The following is a 20,282-nucleotide window of genomic DNA, read 5'->3' on the forward strand; positions in this document are numbered from 1 at the left end:
CTTAGTCTTCAAATCCATTTGGATGCTTGCTTTGCCAACGCCATGCGTCTTCACACATTTGGGTGATGTCGAGTTCTGCTTCCCATCCGAGCTCTGCTTTGGCTTTTGCTGGGTCTGAGTAGCAGGCAGCGATATCACCTGGGCGGCGTTCTACGATGCGGTAAGGAATAGGACGTCCCACTGCTTTTTCCATATTTTGGATAATTTCAAGAACGGAGTAACCTTTACCAGTTCCAAGGTTATAAATGTTTAGACCTGAACCTTTTTGGAGTTTTTTCAAAGCTGCAACGTGACCTTTAGCTAAATCGACAACATGGATATAGTCACGAACCCCGGTTCCATCTTCTGTATCGTAATCATCTCCAAACACTTGTACTTGTTCTAGTTTGCCCACTGCTACTTGTGAAACATAAGGCAAGAGATTGTTTGGAATTCCGTTAGGATTTTCTCCCAAGTCACCGCTCTCATGTGCTCCGATTGGGTTAAAGTAACGTAGCAAGACCACATTCCATTCTGAGTCTGCCTTGTAGATATCCGTCAAAATTTCCTCTAACATGAGCTTGGTACGACCGTATGGATTGGTCACTGAAAGTGGGAAATCTTCTAAGATTGGAACAGTGTGAGGATCTCCGTAAACTGTCGCAGAAGAACTGAAGATGATGTTCTTACAGTTATTTTCTTCCATAGCTTTTAGAAGGCTGACAGTTCCAGCGATATTGTTGTCATAGTAGGCAAGAGGGATACGGGTTGATTCGCCAACAGCCTTCAAACCAGCAAAGTGAATCACACCAGTCGGTTCTTCCTGCTTGAAAATATCTCTGAGGGTATCTGTGTCACGGATATCTGCCTCATAGAAAGGGATCTCAACTCCTGTAATTCTCTCAACAACTTCTAAACTTTTACGATTGCTATTGACAAGATTATCCACCACAACGACTTGATGACCTGCTTGGATCAACTCAATAACCGTATGGGTTCCGATAAATCCAGCACCACCAGTTACCAAAATCTTTTCTTGCATCTTTTTTCCTCGATTCTCGGATTATTTTTTCTTATTTTATCATTTTTGATAGGGAATGTCATTTGACATCCTAAACTACCTGCTAAAATTTCAGTAAAATACTTATTCGCTTTTTACTCGTTTGACATAGTTTGCAATGGGATAATTTTCAGGGGCCAAGGTCAACTCCTTGTCTTGGACCAGTTGAGCTAGATGATACCCGATGATCGGACCCGTTGTGAGACCTGATGAACCTAGACCGCTAGCCGCATAGACACCTGCTAAGCCTGGCACTTGTCCAAAAAATGGGGAGAAATCACTGGTGTAGGCACGGATTCCCACACGCTCAGCTGATGATTTCGCTTCTGCCAAGGCTGGATAGTGAGGTAAGGCCGCCTCCTCCATTTGTTGCAGCAAGGTTTCATCTACCGTCAAGTCATATCCCATATCATTTTCATGGGTAGCGCCTAAGGACAATTTCTCACCTGCAAAAGGGATCAAATCCCACTCCCCCTCTGGCATGACCACAGGGTAAGATTTCATATCTTTGGTAAGTTGATAATCTCGTAGTTGTCCCTTTTGGGGGCGAACATCTACCTCATATCCTAAAGGTTCCAAAATGTCTCCCAACCAAGCTCCCGTTGCTAGAATAACCTGATCAAACACCTCTTCATCAATCTGGTAACCTGATGCTAAAGGTGTCAAACTCACTTTTTCTTTGACCAGCTTGACTTGACTAGCTTCTAGCAAACGATTCACTAAGAGCTGGCCATCTACTCTCGCTCCACCAGAAGCATAGAGCAGGCGGTCAAATCCCTGCAAGCCAGGGAATAATTCATTTGCAGACGCTTGGTCTAGAATGGCTAATTGACCTATCAAGGGAGATTCTTCCCTACGTTGAAGGGCTAGTTCATAAAGTTCTTCTAGCTTGGATTCGTCCTTTTTCAAGAGGAAAACTCCCGAACGCTGGTAAAAGTCGATCTCCTGTCCTGACTTTTCTAAATCAGCCAACAAATCCACATAAAAGTCAGCCCCCAAGCGCGCCATCTTGTACCAGGCTTTATTACGGCGTTTGGAAAACCAAGGACTGATAATTCCTGCTGCAGCCTTGGTTGCTTGCCCCTGTCCATGGTCAAAAACGGTCACCTCTAGGTCAGCTTCTTTAGAGAGGTAGTAGGCAGCTGTTGCCCCCACAATTCCTGCTCCAATAATGGCAACTTTTTTCATTGTCTTCACCTTCTAACTAGATATGGTGGAAAGGATTGGTCGATGCTTGACTAGGTACAATATCGATTGTCCAGCCCTTCTCTTCCTTCCATTGAGTAAGAAGTGCAGCGATTTTTTCCACAAAAAGCACTTCGATATAGTGACCTGGGTCCAGCGCTAACAGGCCATCAGACAGCATATCCTGAGCTGTGTGATAGTAGATATCGCCAGTGATATAAACATCTGCCCCCTTTGCTAAAGCATCAGAGTAGAAAGACTGCCCACTGCCACCACAGATGGCCACTCTTGAAATAGGCTTCTTCAAATCACTCTCTTGATAATGCACCATTCGAAGACTATCAAGACCAAAGACTTGCTTGACATACTGAGCAAATGCTCCAAAAGTCTGTGGTTGAATGTCACCAATACGCCCAATCCCACGTTCTGGGCCTGTTTCCTGGAGATAAGTCGTCTCCTCAATGCCTAGCATCTGGCAGAACCAGTCATTGAGACCATTCTCTACAATATCGATATTAGTATGACTGACATAAACGGCAATGTCATGCTTGATCAGGTCGATGTAAATCTGATTTTGCGGACGGCTGGCTATCAGATCCTTGATAGGACGGAAAATTGGCGCGTGCTTAACGATAATCAAATCCACACCCTTTTCAATGGCTTCAGCCACCGTTTCTTCACGAATATCGAGAGCTACCATGACACTTTGGATATCCTTATCCAAAGTGCCAATTTGCAGGCCACGACTGTCACCCTCCATTGAAAATTCCTGAGGGCAAAAGGCTTCATAAGCTTGTATTACTTCACTTGCTAGCATGAAAGCACCTCCTTGATGGCTTGAATTTTATCTACTAAAACTTGACGTTCCTCCAGATTTTTTTCTGGGATTTGTTCGAGGGCGAACTCTAGCTTAACCGCTTCTTTTTGCCATTTTTGGACAAAAACTGGGCTGACTTCTTTGGATAAGAAGGGACCAAAGCGGACATCACTTGCTGATAGCTTCATTTGTCCTGATTCCACCACCAAAATCTCGTAGAATTTGCCTTCTTCTTCTAGAATGCTTTCTGCCACAATCTGAAAACCATTGGCTTGCAACCAAATGCGCAAGTCGTCTTCACGATTATTGGGCTGGAGGATTAAACGCTCTACATTAGCTAGCTTTTCCAAACCTTCTTTCAATATGGTAGCAATCAAACGGCCACCCATACCAGCAATGGTGATAACCGATACTTGGTCAGCCTCTTCAAAGGCTGCCAAGCCATTGGCTAAACGGACTTGAATTCTCTCTTTTAGATTGTGACTTTCAACATTTTTAACCGCTGACTTGTAGGGACCTTCCACCACCTCACCTGCAATGGCGCTTTTGATTTGGCCTCTCTCAACTAACTCGATTGGCAGATAAGCATGGTCACTCCCCACATCTAGTAAAACAGCCCCTTGTGGCACAAAGGAAGCTACCAATTCTAATCTCTTTGAAATCATCTTCTCTCACTTTCCAAAACTCTGTTACCTCTTATTATACCACATTTCATACTCTTCAAAAATCAAATTCAAACCGCGTCAACGTCGCCTTGCCGTACTCAAGTACAGCCTGCGGCTAGTTTCCTAGTTTGCTCTTTGATTTTCATTGAGTATCAGCTAGCAATCTTGCACCTAAAAAGACCGCAATCCACAGATTGCAGTCTTTCTTTATTTTCTGGATTGGTAACGACTAGTTAGAATGAAAATCACGGTAAAGACCAACATCATGGCCCCATAGACAGGTAATGTTTGTCCTGTTAAGGTCGAAATTTCAAGCAACTTTTGGATCTTTGGGAAAAGAGCTGTAGCTAGGAAACCACCTACCGACCAAACAATCAAGAGGACACGCCAGAGGGTAAATGGCATGCAGGCTCTAAATACGGATAAGAAACCAATAGACCCAAGGAGATAATAGAGGAGAGTTGAGATTTCTAACTCAGACCAACCTTGACTCGCTCCAAATATTTTCACAAAGAGAACGCTGAACACGACCATGAGAGCACTTGGTAGAGCACGAAGCATGGATCTTCTGAGGAAGTTTGGTTCGACTGGTTTGATATTTCTCTCAAAAGTCAGAACGAATGGTGGGAACCCTTCCACAAATTGGTCGATCATGGTAATCTGGATCGGAATGAAAGGGAAAATCAAAATCCACTCAGACCGCCCTAGTAAAACACTAGCAATACAAATCACCGCAAGCAAGAAGGAATAAATCGTCTTAATCAAGAAAATCGGTGCGATGTGGGCGATGTTATTGACCACACGACGACCTTCAAAGAGAATCTCAGGAACATCATTAAAGTCTGAGTTCAAAAGAACCAGATTGGCAATCTGACGAGTCGCCGGATCTCCCTCCGCCATTACAATCGAACAATCTGCTTCACGAAGAGCCAGAATATCATTGACTCCGTCCCCTGTCATGGCCGTTGTATGCCCTGCTTTTTTCAGCGTTTGGATGATGAGTTTCTTTTGATGAGGGGAAACACGTCCGAAAATAGCTGTCTCTTCAGCCATGGCAATCAATTCCTCATCCGTGATTTTTGAACAATCTACATAGCTGTGATAGTCTGCAAAACCAGCCTTCTGGGCAATGCTGGAAACCGTGACTGGATTATCACCAGAGATAATCTTGAGGCCTACTTCCTGGGAACGAAGATAGTCTAGGGTCTCAGCCGCTCCTTCTCGAATCGGATCCAAGATCTCCAGCAGTGCCAAGGCTTGAATATCAGATGGTTTCTGGGGCTTGTGATGGTCTAGTTTTTCCTGACTGAGAGCCAAGACTAAGACACGTGACCCTCTCTCCAAGGCCTCTCTGGCTTCAGGGACTTCAGAGTCCAACAACATCTCAGGTGCCCCTAAAAAAACCGTCCCCAAACCTTCTAACTCCATAGCTCCCCACTTACGGTCGCTTGAGAAAGGAAGATTCGAAATCATAGGGTAAGCAACCTTTCCTTGGAAACGCTGGCGAATAGCCTGAGCTGTTGGATTTTTATCCTCACTATGAGCTATGTAGCTGGTCAGAATGTTAGTAATAGCCTCATCACCATAAGTTTCCGTCAGAGGAAGAACCGCCTCCACCTGCATCTTTCCTTGGGTGATGGTGCCCGTTTTGTCCAGACAGAGCATATCCACGCGCGCCAAGGTCTCGACAGAGTACATCTCCTGCACCAAGACCTTTTTCAAGCCCAGCTTAATCACCGCAGTCAAGAGCGAAGTAATGGTCAAAAGGGCGATTCCCTTAGGCAACATTCCCAAAAGGGCAGTCGATGAATTTACAACAGATGACTTGAGGGGCAAACCCTTTAAAATCAAGGCTTCTAGGAGGAGAGCTAGACCAAAGGGAATGATAATCTTCCCAGTAAAACCAGCTAGCTTGTCCAGCGATTTCATGATACGGGAGTTAATGGGTTTAACAGTCTTGGCTTCCAGCATGAGTTTGGAAGCATAGTTTTCTGCACCGACATGGTGAACTTGAGCCAAAACTGATCCACTGGCTAAGAAACTTCCAGACAAAAGCAAGGCGTCAACTTCTTTTTGCACCAAATCACTCTCACCCGTCAACATGGCTTCATTGACTTCCGCAAAGCCTTCTAAAACCTGCGCATCACTAGGAATCTGCTCCCCAGCCGACAGACGAATCACATCACCCAGCACCAATTCTTCTGGATTGATGGCAATATCCTGACCATCACGAATGGTTTTGACCTTTTCCTTGGTCATGAGGTTGAGCTTGTCCACCATGTGTTTGGCCCGTAGTTCGGTCACAATTCCAGAAAAAGCGTTAAAGCAGATAACAGCAAAGAAGACCAAATTGCTCCAAGCCTGCACAAAAGCTAGCGCCAAGGCAATGGCAAAGTTCAACGCGTTAAAAAGTGTAAAAACATTTCGTTTGATGATTTGCCAAGTACTGGTACTGGCTGATGCGGTAAAGTCATTGACCAAACCTTGAGCCTGTCTTTCCTTGACTTCTCTTTGGGTTAATCCCATTATCTTATTTTTATCCATAAACTCTATCATATCATTTTTTTTAAAAGAATTCTAATCCCATCTAAAACTGTTGGCTGATAACTGAAAAAGTTTGCCAGCAGTCTTTTGATAAGGTATAATAATAAAAGCAATACAATCGAAGGAGATCTCATGTTTTATACTTATTTGCGTGGACTAGTCATGCTGATCTTGTGGTCCATCAATGGCAATGCCCACTATCACAATACTGATAAAATCCCTAGCCGGGACGAAAACTATATCCTCGTCGCACCTCACCGTACCTGGTGGGATCCTGTTTACATGGCCTTTGCGACCAAGCCAAAACAGTTCATCTTTATGGCCAAAAAAGAGCTGTTTAACAACCGTATCTTTGGCTGGTGGATCCGTATGTGTGGCGCCTTTCCTATCGACCGAGAAAAACCTAATGCCTCTGCCATCAAGTACCCTATCAACGTCCTCAAAAAAAGCGACCGCTCTCTCATCATGTTTCCAAGTGGGAGCCGTCACTCAAATGATGTCAAGGGTGGAGTTGCCTTGATTGCCAAAATGGCTAAGGTTCGCATCATGCCTGTTACCTATACCGGTCCCATGACCTTGAAAGGCTTAGTCAGCCGTGAACGTGTGGATATGAACTTTGGAAATCCTATCGATATCTCAGATATCAAGAAAATGAATGATGAAGGAATCGAAATGGTTGCAGACCGTATCCAAGCAGAATTCCAACGTTTGGACGAAGAAACCAAGCAATGGCACAATGATAAAAAACCAAACCCACTCTGGTGGTTTGTCCGAATCCCTGCCCTCATCCTTGCTGTGGTTGTTGGTATCCTAACAATTATCTTTACCTTCATTGCAAGCTTTATCTGGAATCCAGATAAGAAGAGAGAGGCTCTTGGTTAAAAAATACAATTATCCCTTGGCTTTTGCCAAGGGATAATTCTTTTATGCAATTTTCCATTTTTGAGCCAACCAGTTGGAAAAGGCTAGAAATCGCTCAGCCACTTGCTCATGATGCCCATAAGGATCAAAGACAAACTGACCAGTCGGATAGCGTTGCTGAAGACTGGTATGGATTTGCTCAGCATAGGCTGGTGCTTGAGCCAAGCGATTGGTATGAAGGGCTCCTTCTGTTTGACCATTCTGTAAATACAGTAAACAGTCCAAATTTTTCACCTTTTCTTCCTTGCAATAAGTCACAAAATCAGGATACCAAAAGGAAGCGCAGATCGAGAAGATACAGGAGACCTTGTCAAAGCTGAATAGACTGTAGACTGCCGTCAGTCCACCTAATGAGTATCCTCCGTAGGCAAGGCGATCTTCGTCCAGGCGATAAAGCGACTGCAGCTTGTCTAAAAGACCTCCAAATAAATGACCATGATAGGCATTTGCCTGACCGCCAAAATCTGGAGCTCCCTCTCTCAGAGCAGCTGCCTTCCAGGGAGTGTAGTCGTTTAGGCGATTTTTAGAGGTCAAACCAACTAAAATTACAGATTCTGAAAGGGAAGAGAGGAAATCCAAGTTTCCATCATTCAAGAGAATAGCTGGATAGGTTTGGTTGGGATCATAGGCCGAAGGAAGGCTGATCCTAACTTGGATCCCTTCCCAATCAAACTCATTATTTATTGATAAAGTCATTGATTTTCTCAAGGGAATCAATCACTGCTGGGCCATAATCCATTAACTCATCGTAAGAAATGGTCATGATTTTTTGATTCTTAATTGCAGGAACGTTTTCCAAAACTTCATTTGCTTTCATCAACTCTACTGCGTTGGCATCCAATTTTTTATTGCGGTCGCTGGTTACATAGATAATCAACTCAGGATCCATTGACACGAGATTTTCCAAGGTCAAACCTGATGTTCCCGTTGCAACATTTGTATAACCAAGTTGATTCAACAAGCTTTCTTGCAAAGCAGACTTGTAGGCACCAAAGGTTTCGTCATTATAAGCAACCATAATCAAAGCCTTTTTCTTTTCACCTTGGCTTGCTGGGTTTGCTTTCTTAACAGCGTCAATTTTAGCTTGTAATTGGGCTGCGTATTCATTGGCCTTGTCCTGAACATTGAAAATCATTCCAAGATTTTTGACATCTTCTACGATATTTCCCAAATCTTGCTGAATCGTTGAGAGAGAAGCTTTTTGTGTATAGACTGGGATTTTATTTTCATTCCAAGTGCTAACTGTTCCCAAGGATTTTTCAGAAAACATCATGTTTCGACCCATCACCGCATCTGGTTCATAAGAAAGGACTGTTTCTTGTGAGACTGTTTTTTTGTCCCCAATTTGAGGAATCGTCGCAATCGCGTCCTTGTATTTGTCCGTCACAGCATTGTCAGGGTTGAGCATGCCAGCAATTTTATCCTTCAAGCCTAGCTCCAATAAGATTTCAGTGGTTGAAAGATTGTTGGTGATAACTTTTTCAGGTGCCTTGTCAAAGACTTGTTCGACTTCATTTCCCTTAACATCATAGGTTTTAACCGTTAACGGATAAGTCGTCTCTGTGCTGGCCTTTTGACTTGTTTCTGTGCTAGACTGCGTGGTAGCTTTTTCTGTAGTAGTGTTGCCACAAGCTGCCATGGTTAAGGTAGCTACTGTTACGAGTAAAATGCTTAGTGTTTTTTTCATCTTATTTTCCTTTTCATTCTTATAAATAGTGAATCATAGCTTGCTGATCCTCGGTCCAAGTCACCTGACTTTGAACTCCATATACAGTTTGTAATGACTCAGGGGTGATGGTCTCCTTTGGAGTCCCTTGGTAAAGGATTTCCCCCTCTTTCATCAGATAGAGATAATCCGAATAGCGACAAGCAAGTTGAATATCATGTAGGACAGCTAGAACATTGACCTTGAGATTCTTCACAATGGCCAGCAAGTCTAACTGGTACTTGATATCCAGGTGATTGGTAGGTTCATCCAGGAGCAAGAGAGTCGGTTCTTGCGCCAAGGCGCGTGCTAATAAGACTCGCTGTTTCTCCCCACCTGAAAGAGACGAATAGAGACGAGTTTTCTTCTCGAGCATATCCACCTTATCGAGAGCATCTTGAACGAGCCTATAATCCCTTTCCCTTTCCTTCTGTAAAAAAGACAGGTGGGGAGTTCTTCCCAGCAAGACAATTTCCTCAACTGTACAATCAAACTGCAATTGATTAAACTGGGTGACGACCGCCATTTGCTTAGCTGTTTCTTTGAGTGACCAATGCTCCAGCGGCTTTCCATCTAGGCTTATCAAGCCTTTGTCCGCCTTTTCCTGACGATAGAGGAGTTTAAGCAGACTGGTTTTCCCGCTTCCATTTGGTCCTAGTATCGTATGAAATTGATGCCCTTCAACCTTAAGAGAAACTCCTTTGAGGATTTTTTTCTCTCCTAGTCCAAAGTGAACATCCTGACAAATCAAGTCCATATCAGACCCTCACCTCCCTTCGCCTAGCTCCAACAATGTAGATAAAGAAAGGAGCACCTACTAAGGCTGTGAAAATACCAATAGGAAGCTCTGCGTTTGGAATGATGATACGGGAGAGTACATCTGCCCAGACCACAAAGAGGGCACCCAGTAAGGTAGCAATAGGAAAAAGCCTCCTGTAATTCGTTCCTACTAACCCTCGAGCTAAGTGAGGAGTAATCAGACCGACAAATCCAATAATCCCACAAGTTGCCACTAAGACAGCTGTCAGCACAGCCACCACGGTCACGTAAAGATACCAATAGAAGCGTAAGGGAATTCCCAAAGTTAAAGCAGCCTCATCTCCCATCATCATCGCATTAAAAACACGATACTGAGTAGCGAAAAATAGAAAGGCCAATCCTACTACTATAGTTGGCAGGACTAAGTCAGACCAAGTAGTCCCTGCAAGCGAACCCATAGTCCAAAACTTAATGGTCATCACACTGTCCGCATTAGCGCCAACTGAGATAATAAAGTTGGAAAATGCCAGAAAGAGAGCATTGACCACCGTTCCTGATAAGATCAGACTAGAAGTCGTCATCCTGCCCTGCATAGAGGCAATGATGAGGACAGCAATGGTTGCCAAAATAGCTCCAAGAAAAGCTCCAATGCTAATCACTAATTTTAAACCAAGAATGATGCTCAAAGTTGCCCCTAGAGTTGCTCCCGCAGAAATTCCTAAGACATAGGGCTCAGCAATAGGATTGTTCACTGTAGACTGCATCACGCTGCCACACATAGAAAGACCAGCCCCTACTATCAGACCTAACAATACTCGGGGGAATCTCATGTTCCATACAATGGCAAGAGTAGACTTGGAAACCTCTCCTATCTCAAGAGGAAAACCCAACCTGCTCAAAATAATCCGATAGGTATCTCCTAGATCAATCGCAACAGACCCCATAGAAACAGCTAGAAAGAGGGAAATTCCTAAAACACTTAGTAAAATAACCAAAAACAACACAAATTGCAGGTCCCGTCGGCTTCCAGAAAATTTGGAAAGCATGCAAATCTCCTTTGATAGAATCTTAAAAATTTAGAAAATTCTCATGAAAAGTATACCATATTTCTATTAGATGAACAAGGATAGAAGCATATATAGAAAAAGCCCTCTGAAATCAGAGAGCTGATTTGAACTAGAGCCAGAATCCTAGTGAAAAAGATGAAACTCCTTGCGTTCATCAAACACTGTGTCGTTTCCCTATTTTCATACGATTTTTTAACGCCCTTAGCATCATAATTCTTGCTGGATAAAACGTTTATAAACTAGGCGACAAGCCGAAGATTGTACGAAAATGTTAGTGAAACAAAAAATCTCCCCGAAGGGAGATGATCTGGTTTATTTTACCTTACAGTGCTAGGAACCGTAACCGAAGATTATACTTGAGTATATCGAGGTAAGGTGACAAAAGTAAAAAAGCTACCCAATTTAGAGTAGCTTCATTATCAAGATATGCTCAATTGAACACGACCTAAGCAAGCGGATAAAAACAAAAAGCCCTCTGAAATCAGAGAGCTTGATTTGAGCTCGGGATAAAACGTTTATAGACTAGGCGACGAGCCGAAGATTGTACGAAAATGTTAGTGAAACAAAAAATCTCCCCGAAGGGAGAAAATCTGGTTTATTTTAGCTTACAGTGCTAATGACCGTAACCAATGATAATACTTGAGTATATCGAGGTAAGGTGACAACATAAAAAGCCCTCTGAAATCAGAGAGCTTTATTCTTGCTGGATAAAACGTTTATAGACTAGGCGACAAGCCGAAGATTGTACTGATGGTACATCGAGGCGAAGCCAACGAAGTATAGAAACGTTTTAGACGCAAGATTAGCGACGAAGTCCTAGAGAGTTGATCAACTCACGGTAACGGTTAACGTCGTTTTTACGCAAGTATGCAAGCAAGTTACGACGGCGACCGATTTTCTTCATCAATCCACGGTAAGTAGCGTGGTCTTTTTTGTGTTGTTTGATGTGTTCGTTAAGGTGGTTGATTTCCCAAGTAAGGACAGCAACTTGAACCTCTACTGAACCTGTATCACCTTCGTGACGTGCATATTGTGCGATGATTTCATTTTTTTTCTCTTTTGAGATTGCCATGATGTTTCTCCTTTTTATTTGGCTTCATCCGAGTGACAGGTTGGCATGCCTGCAACCAAGAAGAAGTTATTTGTCTTTACGACAGTTCTTATTCTACCAAGAAGCAGAGACTTTGTCAACTGATTTACTGTTCAATACCGTGAATTACTCTACTGATTTCAGGGCTTCGAGCATATCTACCTTTCTTACAATCAAGTCACTCCTTACTATCATTATAACGCTTTTTCAACTAGTTGAAAACTAGGAGCAAACACAAGAAAGCCTAGGAATCCTAGACTTTCTGTTTATAAATTATTTTCCAAGGTAGTATTCAGAAACGACGTTCAATTTTTCGTCAAATTCGAATACCAATGGTGGGAAGTTAGGGATTTCCACGTCCATGATTTCGTCGTCTGACAAGCGTTTGATGTGTTTTACAAGGGCACGGATTGAGTTACCGTGAGCTCCTACGAATACATTTTTACCATCTTTAAGTGCTGGCGCGATTTTGTCTTCCCAGAATGGAAGGGCACGTTCCAAAGTCACTTTCAAGTTTTCAGCATCTGGAATAACTGAGTCGTCAAGTGAAGCGTAACGACGGTCAGTGTGAGCTGAGTGCTCATCGTCACGGTCCATGTTTGGAGGCAATACATCGTATGAACGACGCCAGATGTGTACTTGCTCATCACCAAATTGTTCAGCCGCTTCAGCCTTGTTTTTACCAGTCAAACCACCGTAGTGACGTTCGTTCAAGCGCCATGATTTTTCAACTGGAACCCACAATTGGTCAGAAGCTTCAAGAGCCAAGTTTGTTGTTTTGATTGCACGTTTCAATACTGAAGTGTAAGCTTGGTCAAATTCGATACCAGCTTCTTTGATCAATTTACCAGCGTCAATCGCTTGTTGTGTTCCTTTTTCAGACAAATCAACATCAGCCCAACCAGTGAAAAGGTTAGCTTTGTTCCATTCAGACTCACCGTGGCGAGCAAAAACCAATTTTACCATTAGATGGATTCTCCTTTTATTTTTCGAGGTTGCCCTCGTTTATCTATTCTATTTTACACAATTTTTCACAAAAAAGCTAGTTAAAATCAACTAAAAAGAGAGAACAGTGTCCTCTCATCTAGTTATTATTAATTCGTGATATTCAATCAAGAAACGATTGCAATTATTTGTTATTTAAAGCATCAATTAAACGATCAGTATTCTTAGTTACATTAGTATCATTGTAACGATTATGAATTAGACCTTCAATTGTTTCTTTGCAATTTTCAAGATTAGCTTTTTCAAATACTACCACACTAACAACATGTGTTCCACCAGAAGTAAGATGCAAAACTAGTAGAGTTTGAAAAGCACTTAGCACTGTTAATACATCATAAGCCGCTAATATCAATCCTCCGATAAATGAATGTTGCATCATTGAAAGGCCAATAAGAGCAAAAATTATACCTCAAGCAAATGATTTGAAATCAAGACGAAATGAACTATCTACACTTGCAACATGATCAACAGGAATTGTTTTATTTTGAGAACCCAGTGGAATAACTTTTAAAATAGTATTAGGGTTAGAAGTTTTTATAAAGACTCCCTCTAAAGCAATGGAAGCTTTTAAATAGAATGTTAAATACGATATAATGAAAGATTATTTCATAATATTCTCCTTTTATTTTTTCAAGTTGTATTACATCATGTTTTCTTATAAAAAAAGTATTTTGCTAACATATTCTTTCGCCAGATAATTCTTTAAATAAAAAAAACAACCCTCAAACGGATTGTTTCACTAGACTATCAGACAAGGCCACGGACTTCTTTTAAAAATTTAGAAAAAGAAACAGCGCCTTTAATGATTAGAAATCCTCCTATCCACTCGGTCGCTGAAAGAAATCCCAGCACGCCACCAAGGATAAATAAAATAGATGGCAGAATTCGAAGTTGTTGATCCTCTTCGAAATAGATTAGCATAAAGGTTCCTAATGCAATTATCAAAATCTTAAAAAATGTCAGGAGCAGGGAAAAGGCAACCGTGACAACCAGCATTTTTGAAGGATCTTTATAGATGAGAGCCCCAGTATAGGATAGCAAAAATCGTAGGACAGGTCCCAAAAGTAAGGTCACTCCTGCCAGCATGCCCAGTCTCCAATTGAGTCGAACCAATCTATCTCTCTCCATAAAAACCTCCTTCTATCGTAGCTATCATTCTACCATATTTGCTCCAGAAACAAAAGACCTTCTCCGTCACAAACAAATCGCCTACCAGCTTTCAGACATCCGAACATAAAAAGAGAAGATCTGTCGATCCTCCCTTTTCATTTTCCAACCCTTATTTCTTAAAAATAGAGGTTCTGAAATCGTTTGTTTGGTCAAGATAGGCTTTAAAGATTGCTCTCTTCAACTTATGAACGGCACTGTCAATCTCTGGCTTATAGTCACTCCAACGAGGAGCCACTGCATCCTGTAGCACAGCTTGGTCCATGAGGGCTTGCAATTCACTCACTTGATTGATGGTCTCTGTCGTATAGTTTGGCCATGGTTTTGTCGGATCTTTAAAGGTCACTTGTTTCAAGTTTTTAAACTGATCCACACGTTCTTTGTACATGGCTTTCTTGAAATCTGCCCAAGATGCATACTTGCCTTCAAACACCTTGTCCAATACAAGTTCATCTGTCACCAATCCGCGTTCTTTACCATAGAGATTGATAGTTTTACCTTTTTGTTTGGCAGCTTCTTCGTATTGGTTTGAGATATAAGGTACCATTCCATCCTTAAAGCCTTTGGCAGCCAAAAGTTCGTAAGCGATCCGACGTCCCATAAGGTCCCCCGGTGTTCCTTTTTCACTGCTGAGAGCTGAATAGATTGGGGCAAAGAGTTTGATCGTATAGTATCCATTTCGCTCGTAGTCTCCAGATTGGTACTCACGAGCTGATAAGATGTTATGGTCAATCAAACTTTCAAAACTATTCAAGTTTCGAGCCTCTTCTTCTGTCAATTCTTTGACTACGTTAGTGGCATAAACCTCATTTCCATCCGCTGGATCTTTCATATACTTGTTCTCAATTTTTCTGAGAGCCGCCATTTTCTGGTAAACATTTAGTTTGTTAACGATTGATTGCCCTTCGAGGTATTCCAGCATGTAGATAAGATCAAACATGTTGTGGACATAGTTCTGAAGATCTGTTGCGTTTTGGAATCTCTCTGTCGGATCCAAGACTTGCAGACGGGACCCCTCTGTACTATCTGATTTTGAGTGTTTCAAGATAGAATTGATGGTAAGGGTTGCGTCACTTGGTTGGTCAGGGGCTTGCAATAAGCCTTTTGCGAAGAACTCTGGTCCCAAACCACTTCTTCGACCATAGCCGCCAAGGTAGATATCCTGATCCGAATCATGGGTCATTTCATGGGTATAAGTAATGGCTCCATCCTTGTCCAACATACGGTAAGACATATAGTAGACGCCATCCCCTGTTGCGTAGGCTCCATGCTGGTTGTGTACTACCTTATTGCCAACTGGGCCAAAGAAGTTCTTCATAGCTGGATTGGTGCTATCAAACTTAGCCTCCACTGTAGCTTTTCCAGAGGTTGTGTCATCCCCAAACTTATAAGCATCATAAAGGAGGATGGTACGATAGAGTTTTTCACGCGACTCTTTATCTAAAATACGATACCAATAATCGTAGTGATCTCGCTGGCGTTTGGCTGTTTCACGCGCATTTTCTTCAACAAAGTCATTGAGAGCCTTGCCCTCTTTATGCTCACTATTGCGGTAGCGATCATAAGCTCCAAATCCTAGACTAGACATGGTTGAGATGACAAAGACTGATTTCTCTGGCAATGTTAAGAGAGGCAAGACCATATTGCGGTATTTCCATGTGGCACTCGTGATGCGATCATAAACACCGATAGAATACTTAGTCTCAGCTTGCTCTTGCTTGGCTTTAACCTCTGCAATATTGGATTTTTCTTCAACGATATAAGCCTTAGTCTCTGATTTAAACCAGTCATTGTTGCTTTTCTCTGGTAGAAAGACTTTTCGGTAATGTTCCAGCGTGCTAAACAAATCTTTTGTTCCATGATGGTTGGAAAGACTGATACCATAAGTATCGACATTATTCTTAGCTAGAAGATTATTAAATCCAGATTTACCTAACTCAATCAGAGTATCTAGTGGTGAAGCATTTCCCTTACCAAAGAAGTCCAGGTGGTACAGAACCAGGTCTTTGACGTTTACCTGACCATAGCTGAAGTTATACCACCGTTCCAGATAGGTCAAACCAAGTAGCAAGGCTTCTTTGTTGTGCTTGATTTTATCTACAAGATAGCCCTTGGTGACAGGGTTATCACCAGCAAGTCCAGCGTCCGCTGACAAGAGTTTCTTCAAACTGTCTTCCAGTTGTTCCTTGGTTTTGGCGAACTGGTCTTCAAGATAGAGCTCAGTCTGTTCGACTTTTGGAGAAATACCGAGTGTCTTTCTGATTGCTTCTGAGCGGTAGTCAACCTTTTGTAAGTCAGGTAAGACTTGTTTGATGATAGAGCTTTGGTCATACAAGAATTGGTTTGGCGTATAGAGAAGACCCGTATTTCCTAGACTATATTCCGCTAATTTGGCGAAATCAGCCCGGTACTTGAGATTGAGCTTCTCAGATGAATGGTCCTTGTAGTGCAGCAAGAGTTTGTTTGCAGTCTGTTTGTTAGAAACAATATCTGTGATGACTTGGTTATCCTTCATCATAACTGCTGACAAGAGTTCTTTTTGATATAAGCTACTGCTTTCTTTTACTAGGTTTCCATATTTGACGATGGTTGCCTTGTTGTAGAAAGGTAGCAATTTTTCAATGTTCTTATAAGCCAAGGCGCGCTTAGCTTGATAATGGGCCACCTTAGAAAAGTCACTGTCCTTCTTGCCACTTGTTGAGAGGGGCTCCACTGTTGGTAGAGTGAGAGGATTAATGGCTGCTTTTTTGCTTTCGATTTGGGAAGCATCTAGCACTGTTCCTCTTTCTTCAAAGGATTCCTTGCTGACGACCTCATCCTTGACCAAGGTGACATTGTAGACTCTGTTGGCCTTGCTGCTGAATGTGTCCTTCACCTTCATTCCATTGTAGTGGTAACCGGTAATGGCATTTCCGTTGGTTACATTGACATCACTGAGAACATTGGTCAATCTTCCAGCATGCTTTTCTAGATTAGAAGTTCGGTCCCACAAATAGCCTGCTACTCCCGCTACTCTACCAAAGTGCTTGGCATTGTTAATATCGCCTTCAGCATAGCTATCTTGGATTTGTGCATCCTGATCTACTAGACCTGCAAGACCACCCACAGTCTGATCTGAACTATTTGTGTTAGATGAAATGGCTACTGTCGCTTTTGACTTCGTAAGCAAAGCCCTGTTTCCTGTCAAATGACCGACCAGACCACCGATATTGTAAACAGCAGTCGTTTCATAAGTGTTGATAATTCTTCCCTTGAAACTGCTCTCTGTGATGCTTGATTGATCCGCCTTAGCCAGCAAACCACCGATACCACGTTCACCAGCCAGAACACCATCGACGTGAACTTGCTGAATCTTTGTGTTATTCTGGGCTTCATAGGCCAGTGAACCGATATCATCTTTCCCTGAAATAGAGACATTTTTCAGACTCAATTTTTCTACTGTGGCTCCACTCAAGGTTTCAAAAAGAGGCTTTTTCAAGTTGTAAATAGCATACTGCTTGCCATCTTTTTCACCGATCAACTGACCAGTAAAGGTACCCTTGATGTAAGATCTATCATCAGGTCCCAGTTCCACTTCGTTGGCATTCAAACTGGCTGCTAAATGATAGGTTCCAGTGAGATTCTGGTTGATAGCTTTGACCAGGTTGCTAAAGGAAGTAAAGGTTGTTGTTTCCTCTGTAGCCTTCTTAGCTAGGTAGAAGGTGAAATTATCAACATATTTATTTTCTAGCTCTTGCTGGAGTTTCTCAGCCTTGGCTGTGATTTTATAAACTGGCTGACCATCTTTCGTTTCAGCCGTTATTGAAGCGACTGGTAGATAGACATCTTTAAACGACGAAGATTTAACCTTGACAAAGAAAGTATCTGGATTACTTGGGGCACCATCTAAAGAAACGTGTTGTTTGTATGTACCATTGGTCTGACTATACAACTCCAGATCCGAAACGTTTCTTAATTCAAGTGTTTTTTCTGGATCTTTTTCTTTTGGTTTTTCTGTCGGAGCTTCCGGTTTTACTTGCTCGGTATTGCCAGTATATTCTGGAAGAGGAGCGACTTGTTCCGGTTCAACGACAGCTCCTGCTTGAGTGCCTGTATATTCTGGTATTTCAGTTGTCTCTGGGGCTACTATTGCACCTGATTGAGTATCTGTATATTCTGGTTTTTCAGCTATCTCAGGGTCAACAATCGCTCCAGCTTGAGTTCCTGTATACTCTTGTGTCGGTGGCACCTGTTCAGGCTCTACGATTGCTCCAGACTGCTCGCCTGTATAGGTTGGTTTCTCAGACGTTTCTGGTTCCACCAAAGCCCCAGACTGGACGCCCCCAACCTCTGGCTCAACTTTTTCCGGCTCAACGATGGCACCAGCTTGAGTTCCCTGATACTCAGGTAGTGGAGCGACTTGCTCGGGTTCAACGACTGCTCCTGCTTGGGTGCCTGTATATTCTGGTTTTTCAGCTGTCTCTGGGGCTACAACCGCTCCCGCTTGCTCGCCTGTATATTCTGGTATTGGAGCCTGCATCTCAGGCTCTCCTTTTTTTGCAGACTGAGGTGCTTCACTCGGAGCAACTGCCTTCTTAGTCCCTTTCTCTACTATACGTGGCAAGGCTTCTTCTACTTTAGTTGAGAGAACTTCCCTAGAAATTTCTTGGTTTTCAACCGTGAAAATGCGAACAAGTTCAATCTTCTTCCCAGCACGCCCTTCTTGTTTGACACGAATGGTTCCCTCTGCTAGTTCTGGATTTTCCTGAACCACTTCTGAAACATCTAGTTTAGTTACAATTTCTTGGTCCTTGTATAGGAGCTCTGGTTTATTGACGCGACCAGCCAAGACTTCATCCTGAGGATCCACACTAGCAAGGCCAGACGGTTTTGGATTGGATGAATCTTGAGAAGGGATTATAGGAGACGGAGCTTTCTGCTCATCTCCTGCCTTTTGTCCACCTTCGTTGGCTTGGAAATGAGGTTGAACCGTGTAGTCTAGTTTCTGATCCCTAGCAGCAGTTTCTTGCTGATTAATCTCTTTGTCTTGCTTAATATAGCCTAGGTAGGTATAACCTGATAAGGCACGTGGCAAAGGCAGACTATCTCCTTGGGATAATTGGTATTCCTGATTGTATTGGAGCAAAAGTTGATTTTCAATAGCCTGAACTGAAGAAGCCAAACCGCTACCCATCCCTGTTACCAAAATCACATTCAAGAGAGCTTTCTTTTTGCCTTTCTTTTTCGATACGACAAAAATAAGGAAACCAATCGAAGCCAGAACTCCACCTGATAAAACGCTAGTAAGGCTATTCTGCCCACCTGTATTGGGCAACTGACCCAGCTGGGCTTTCTCATCCATACGGTAGACTAGATAATAGGTGCTCTCACTATCTTCCGCAATTTTAGGAATGTCCTTGACAATCAAGTCCTTTTCTTGCCCACTCAGCTCCGTATCCGTCACATATTTGTAGTGAACAGCTGCATTTTCTTGAGCAAATACGGTCCCACTGCTCGCAATGGACACAAAAAATAGGCTTGAAATCGAAGCTGACACAAGTCCAATTGCTAATTTTCGTAAGGAGAAACGATGCTGCTTCTCTCCAAAAAACTTTTTCATTCTAAATCCTCTCAACTTTTACCTTCTATCAAGAAATTAACTAGCATTATATTTTGATATAGATATTTCACATCCATCATTATACTATAAAAATACTTCCTTGTCTCAAATAAATACTTTGAATTTTATGAATGTAAAAGCTTATTTATCCTGTCAAATTTACCCCTGCTTGGTGACAAAAAAAAGAAGGCTAAGCGCCTTCTCTTATTTGAAAATATTCCTAACAAAAAGTTATTATTCTTGAATCTCGAATTTTTTCAAAAGTCCAAAATAGAGGGATCCACCAATGATTGTCAGAATTCCTCCTACCCATCCCAAGAATGGGATCAATCCAACAGAACCACCTACGATAAACAAAACAGACGGTGCAGGGGTCACACGTTCATCGTCCTTGTAATAGACAATAGACACAATTCCTAAAACCAAGACAGCAATTTTTACCAATGCCAAAATGATTGAAAAAATCGTCAATATACCAACTGTTGCATCAGAGTCCTCCGTCGCCGCAGCAGCCCCGACAGCTATCATAAACATAACAAGAGGTGCCAACAGTAAGACGATACCTGAAATAAGACCAAAAATCGCATTTACGCGAGCAAGTGCTTTTGTTTTCATCCGAATCTCCTTAAAAAATTTTTACAACTATCATTTTACCATATTTTCATGAAAAACAAAAGAAATTTCAAAATGAGTATACTAGATGGTGAATGATTTCAAAT

General features: G+C 42.3%; 16 protein-coding genes. 1 reads left to right on the forward strand and 15 read right to left on the reverse strand.

Features of this window, described 5'->3' with window-relative positions; all coding sequences use genetic code 11:
- Position 1: 1 nt before the first annotated feature.
- From galE to AXF18_RS00415, 5 genes are all read right to left on the reverse strand, one after another.
- On the reverse strand, positions 2–1,021 hold the full coding sequence (gene galE / locus AXF18_RS00395; protein ID WP_001156532.1) for a UDP-glucose 4-epimerase GalE: 1,020 nt from the start codon (positions 1,019–1,021) through the stop codon (positions 2–4).
- 102 nt (positions 1,022–1,123) lie between these two features.
- Positions 1,124–2,227 carry an FAD-binding oxidoreductase gene (locus tag AXF18_RS00400; RefSeq protein ID WP_000754624.1) on the reverse strand — a complete coding sequence of 368 codons (1,104 nt, stop codon included), beginning with the start codon at positions 2,225–2,227 and terminating at the stop codon, positions 1,124–1,126.
- A 16-nt stretch (positions 2,228–2,243) separates the two neighbouring features.
- Positions 2,244–3,041 carry a Nif3-like dinuclear metal center hexameric protein gene (locus AXF18_RS00405; protein ID WP_000881165.1) on the reverse strand — a complete coding sequence of 266 codons (798 nt, stop codon included), beginning with the start codon at positions 3,039–3,041 and terminating at the stop codon, positions 2,244–2,246.
- The gene (locus AXF18_RS00410; RefSeq protein WP_049500674.1) at positions 3,035–3,706 is read right to left on the reverse strand and encodes a tRNA (adenine(22)-N(1))-methyltransferase TrmK; all 672 of its coding nucleotides are present in this window, start codon (positions 3,704–3,706) and stop codon (positions 3,035–3,037) included. Before AXF18_RS00410 ends, AXF18_RS00405 begins: the two co-directional genes overlap by 7 nt.
- Positions 3,707–3,913: 207 nt before the next feature.
- On the reverse strand, positions 3,914–6,250 hold the full coding sequence (locus AXF18_RS00415) for a cation-translocating P-type ATPase (RefSeq protein ID WP_049499992.1): 2,337 nt from the start codon (positions 6,248–6,250) through the stop codon (positions 3,914–3,916).
- A 132-nt stretch (positions 6,251–6,382) separates the two neighbouring features.
- Between AXF18_RS00415 and AXF18_RS00420 the strand changes: the two genes are divergently transcribed.
- Positions 6,383–7,132: a 1-acyl-sn-glycerol-3-phosphate acyltransferase gene (locus AXF18_RS00420; protein WP_049485162.1), complete on the forward strand. Its 750-nt coding sequence runs from the start codon at positions 6,383–6,385 to the stop codon at positions 7,130–7,132.
- Between the two features lie 42 nt (positions 7,133–7,174).
- Here AXF18_RS00420 and AXF18_RS00425 read toward each other — a convergent pair whose 3' ends face one another.
- From AXF18_RS00425 to AXF18_RS00470, 10 genes are all read right to left on the reverse strand, one after another.
- Complete coding sequence (locus AXF18_RS00425; RefSeq protein ID WP_065371311.1) at positions 7,175–7,867, reverse strand: alpha/beta hydrolase-fold protein; 693 nt, start codon at positions 7,865–7,867, stop codon at positions 7,175–7,177.
- Positions 7,848–8,858, reverse strand: a complete 1,011-nt coding sequence (locus AXF18_RS00430; protein ID WP_042768623.1) for an ABC transporter substrate-binding protein — start codon at positions 8,856–8,858, stop codon at positions 7,848–7,850. Before AXF18_RS00430 ends, AXF18_RS00425 begins: the two co-directional genes overlap by 20 nt.
- A 19-nt stretch (positions 8,859–8,877) precedes the next feature.
- Positions 8,878–9,633, reverse strand: a complete 756-nt coding sequence (locus AXF18_RS00435; protein ID WP_065371312.1) for an ABC transporter ATP-binding protein — start codon at positions 9,631–9,633, stop codon at positions 8,878–8,880.
- A gap of 1 nt (position 9,634) precedes the next feature.
- Positions 9,635–10,681 carry an iron ABC transporter permease gene (locus AXF18_RS00440; protein ID WP_065371313.1) on the reverse strand — a complete coding sequence of 349 codons (1,047 nt, stop codon included), beginning with the start codon at positions 10,679–10,681 and terminating at the stop codon, positions 9,635–9,637.
- 823 nt (positions 10,682–11,504) lie between these two features.
- Positions 11,505–11,774 (reverse strand): 30S ribosomal protein S15, encoded by a 270-nt coding sequence (gene rpsO, locus AXF18_RS00445; protein ID WP_001018251.1) that lies wholly within the window; start codon positions 11,772–11,774, stop codon positions 11,505–11,507.
- Positions 11,775–12,065: 291 nt separating this feature from the next.
- Positions 12,066–12,758 (reverse strand): phosphoglycerate mutase, encoded by a 693-nt coding sequence (locus tag AXF18_RS00450; protein ID WP_000240130.1) that lies wholly within the window; start codon positions 12,756–12,758, stop codon positions 12,066–12,068.
- Positions 12,759–12,921: 163 nt separating this feature from the next.
- Positions 12,922–13,176 carry a hypothetical protein gene (locus AXF18_RS00455; protein ID WP_065371314.1) on the reverse strand — a complete coding sequence of 85 codons (255 nt, stop codon included), beginning with the start codon at positions 13,174–13,176 and terminating at the stop codon, positions 12,922–12,924.
- 368 nt (positions 13,177–13,544) lie between these two features.
- Complete coding sequence (locus AXF18_RS00460; protein WP_065371315.1) at positions 13,545–13,925, reverse strand: hypothetical protein; 381 nt, start codon at positions 13,923–13,925, stop codon at positions 13,545–13,547.
- Between the two features lie 151 nt (positions 13,926–14,076).
- A complete protein-coding gene (locus AXF18_RS00465; protein WP_065371316.1) occupies positions 14,077–19,563 on the reverse strand; it encodes a ZmpA/ZmpB/ZmpC family metallo-endopeptidase in 5,487 nt (1,828 codons plus the stop codon).
- Between the two features lie 234 nt (positions 19,564–19,797).
- Complete coding sequence (locus AXF18_RS00470) at positions 19,798–20,178, reverse strand: hypothetical protein (protein ID WP_000849881.1); 381 nt, start codon at positions 20,176–20,178, stop codon at positions 19,798–19,800.
- Positions 20,179–20,282 lie beyond the last annotated feature (104 nt).

It is taken from the genome of Streptococcus sp. oral taxon 064 (genome assembly GCF_001683375.1).
Classification (GTDB): domain Bacteria; phylum Bacillota; class Bacilli; order Lactobacillales; family Streptococcaceae; genus Streptococcus; species Streptococcus oralis_S.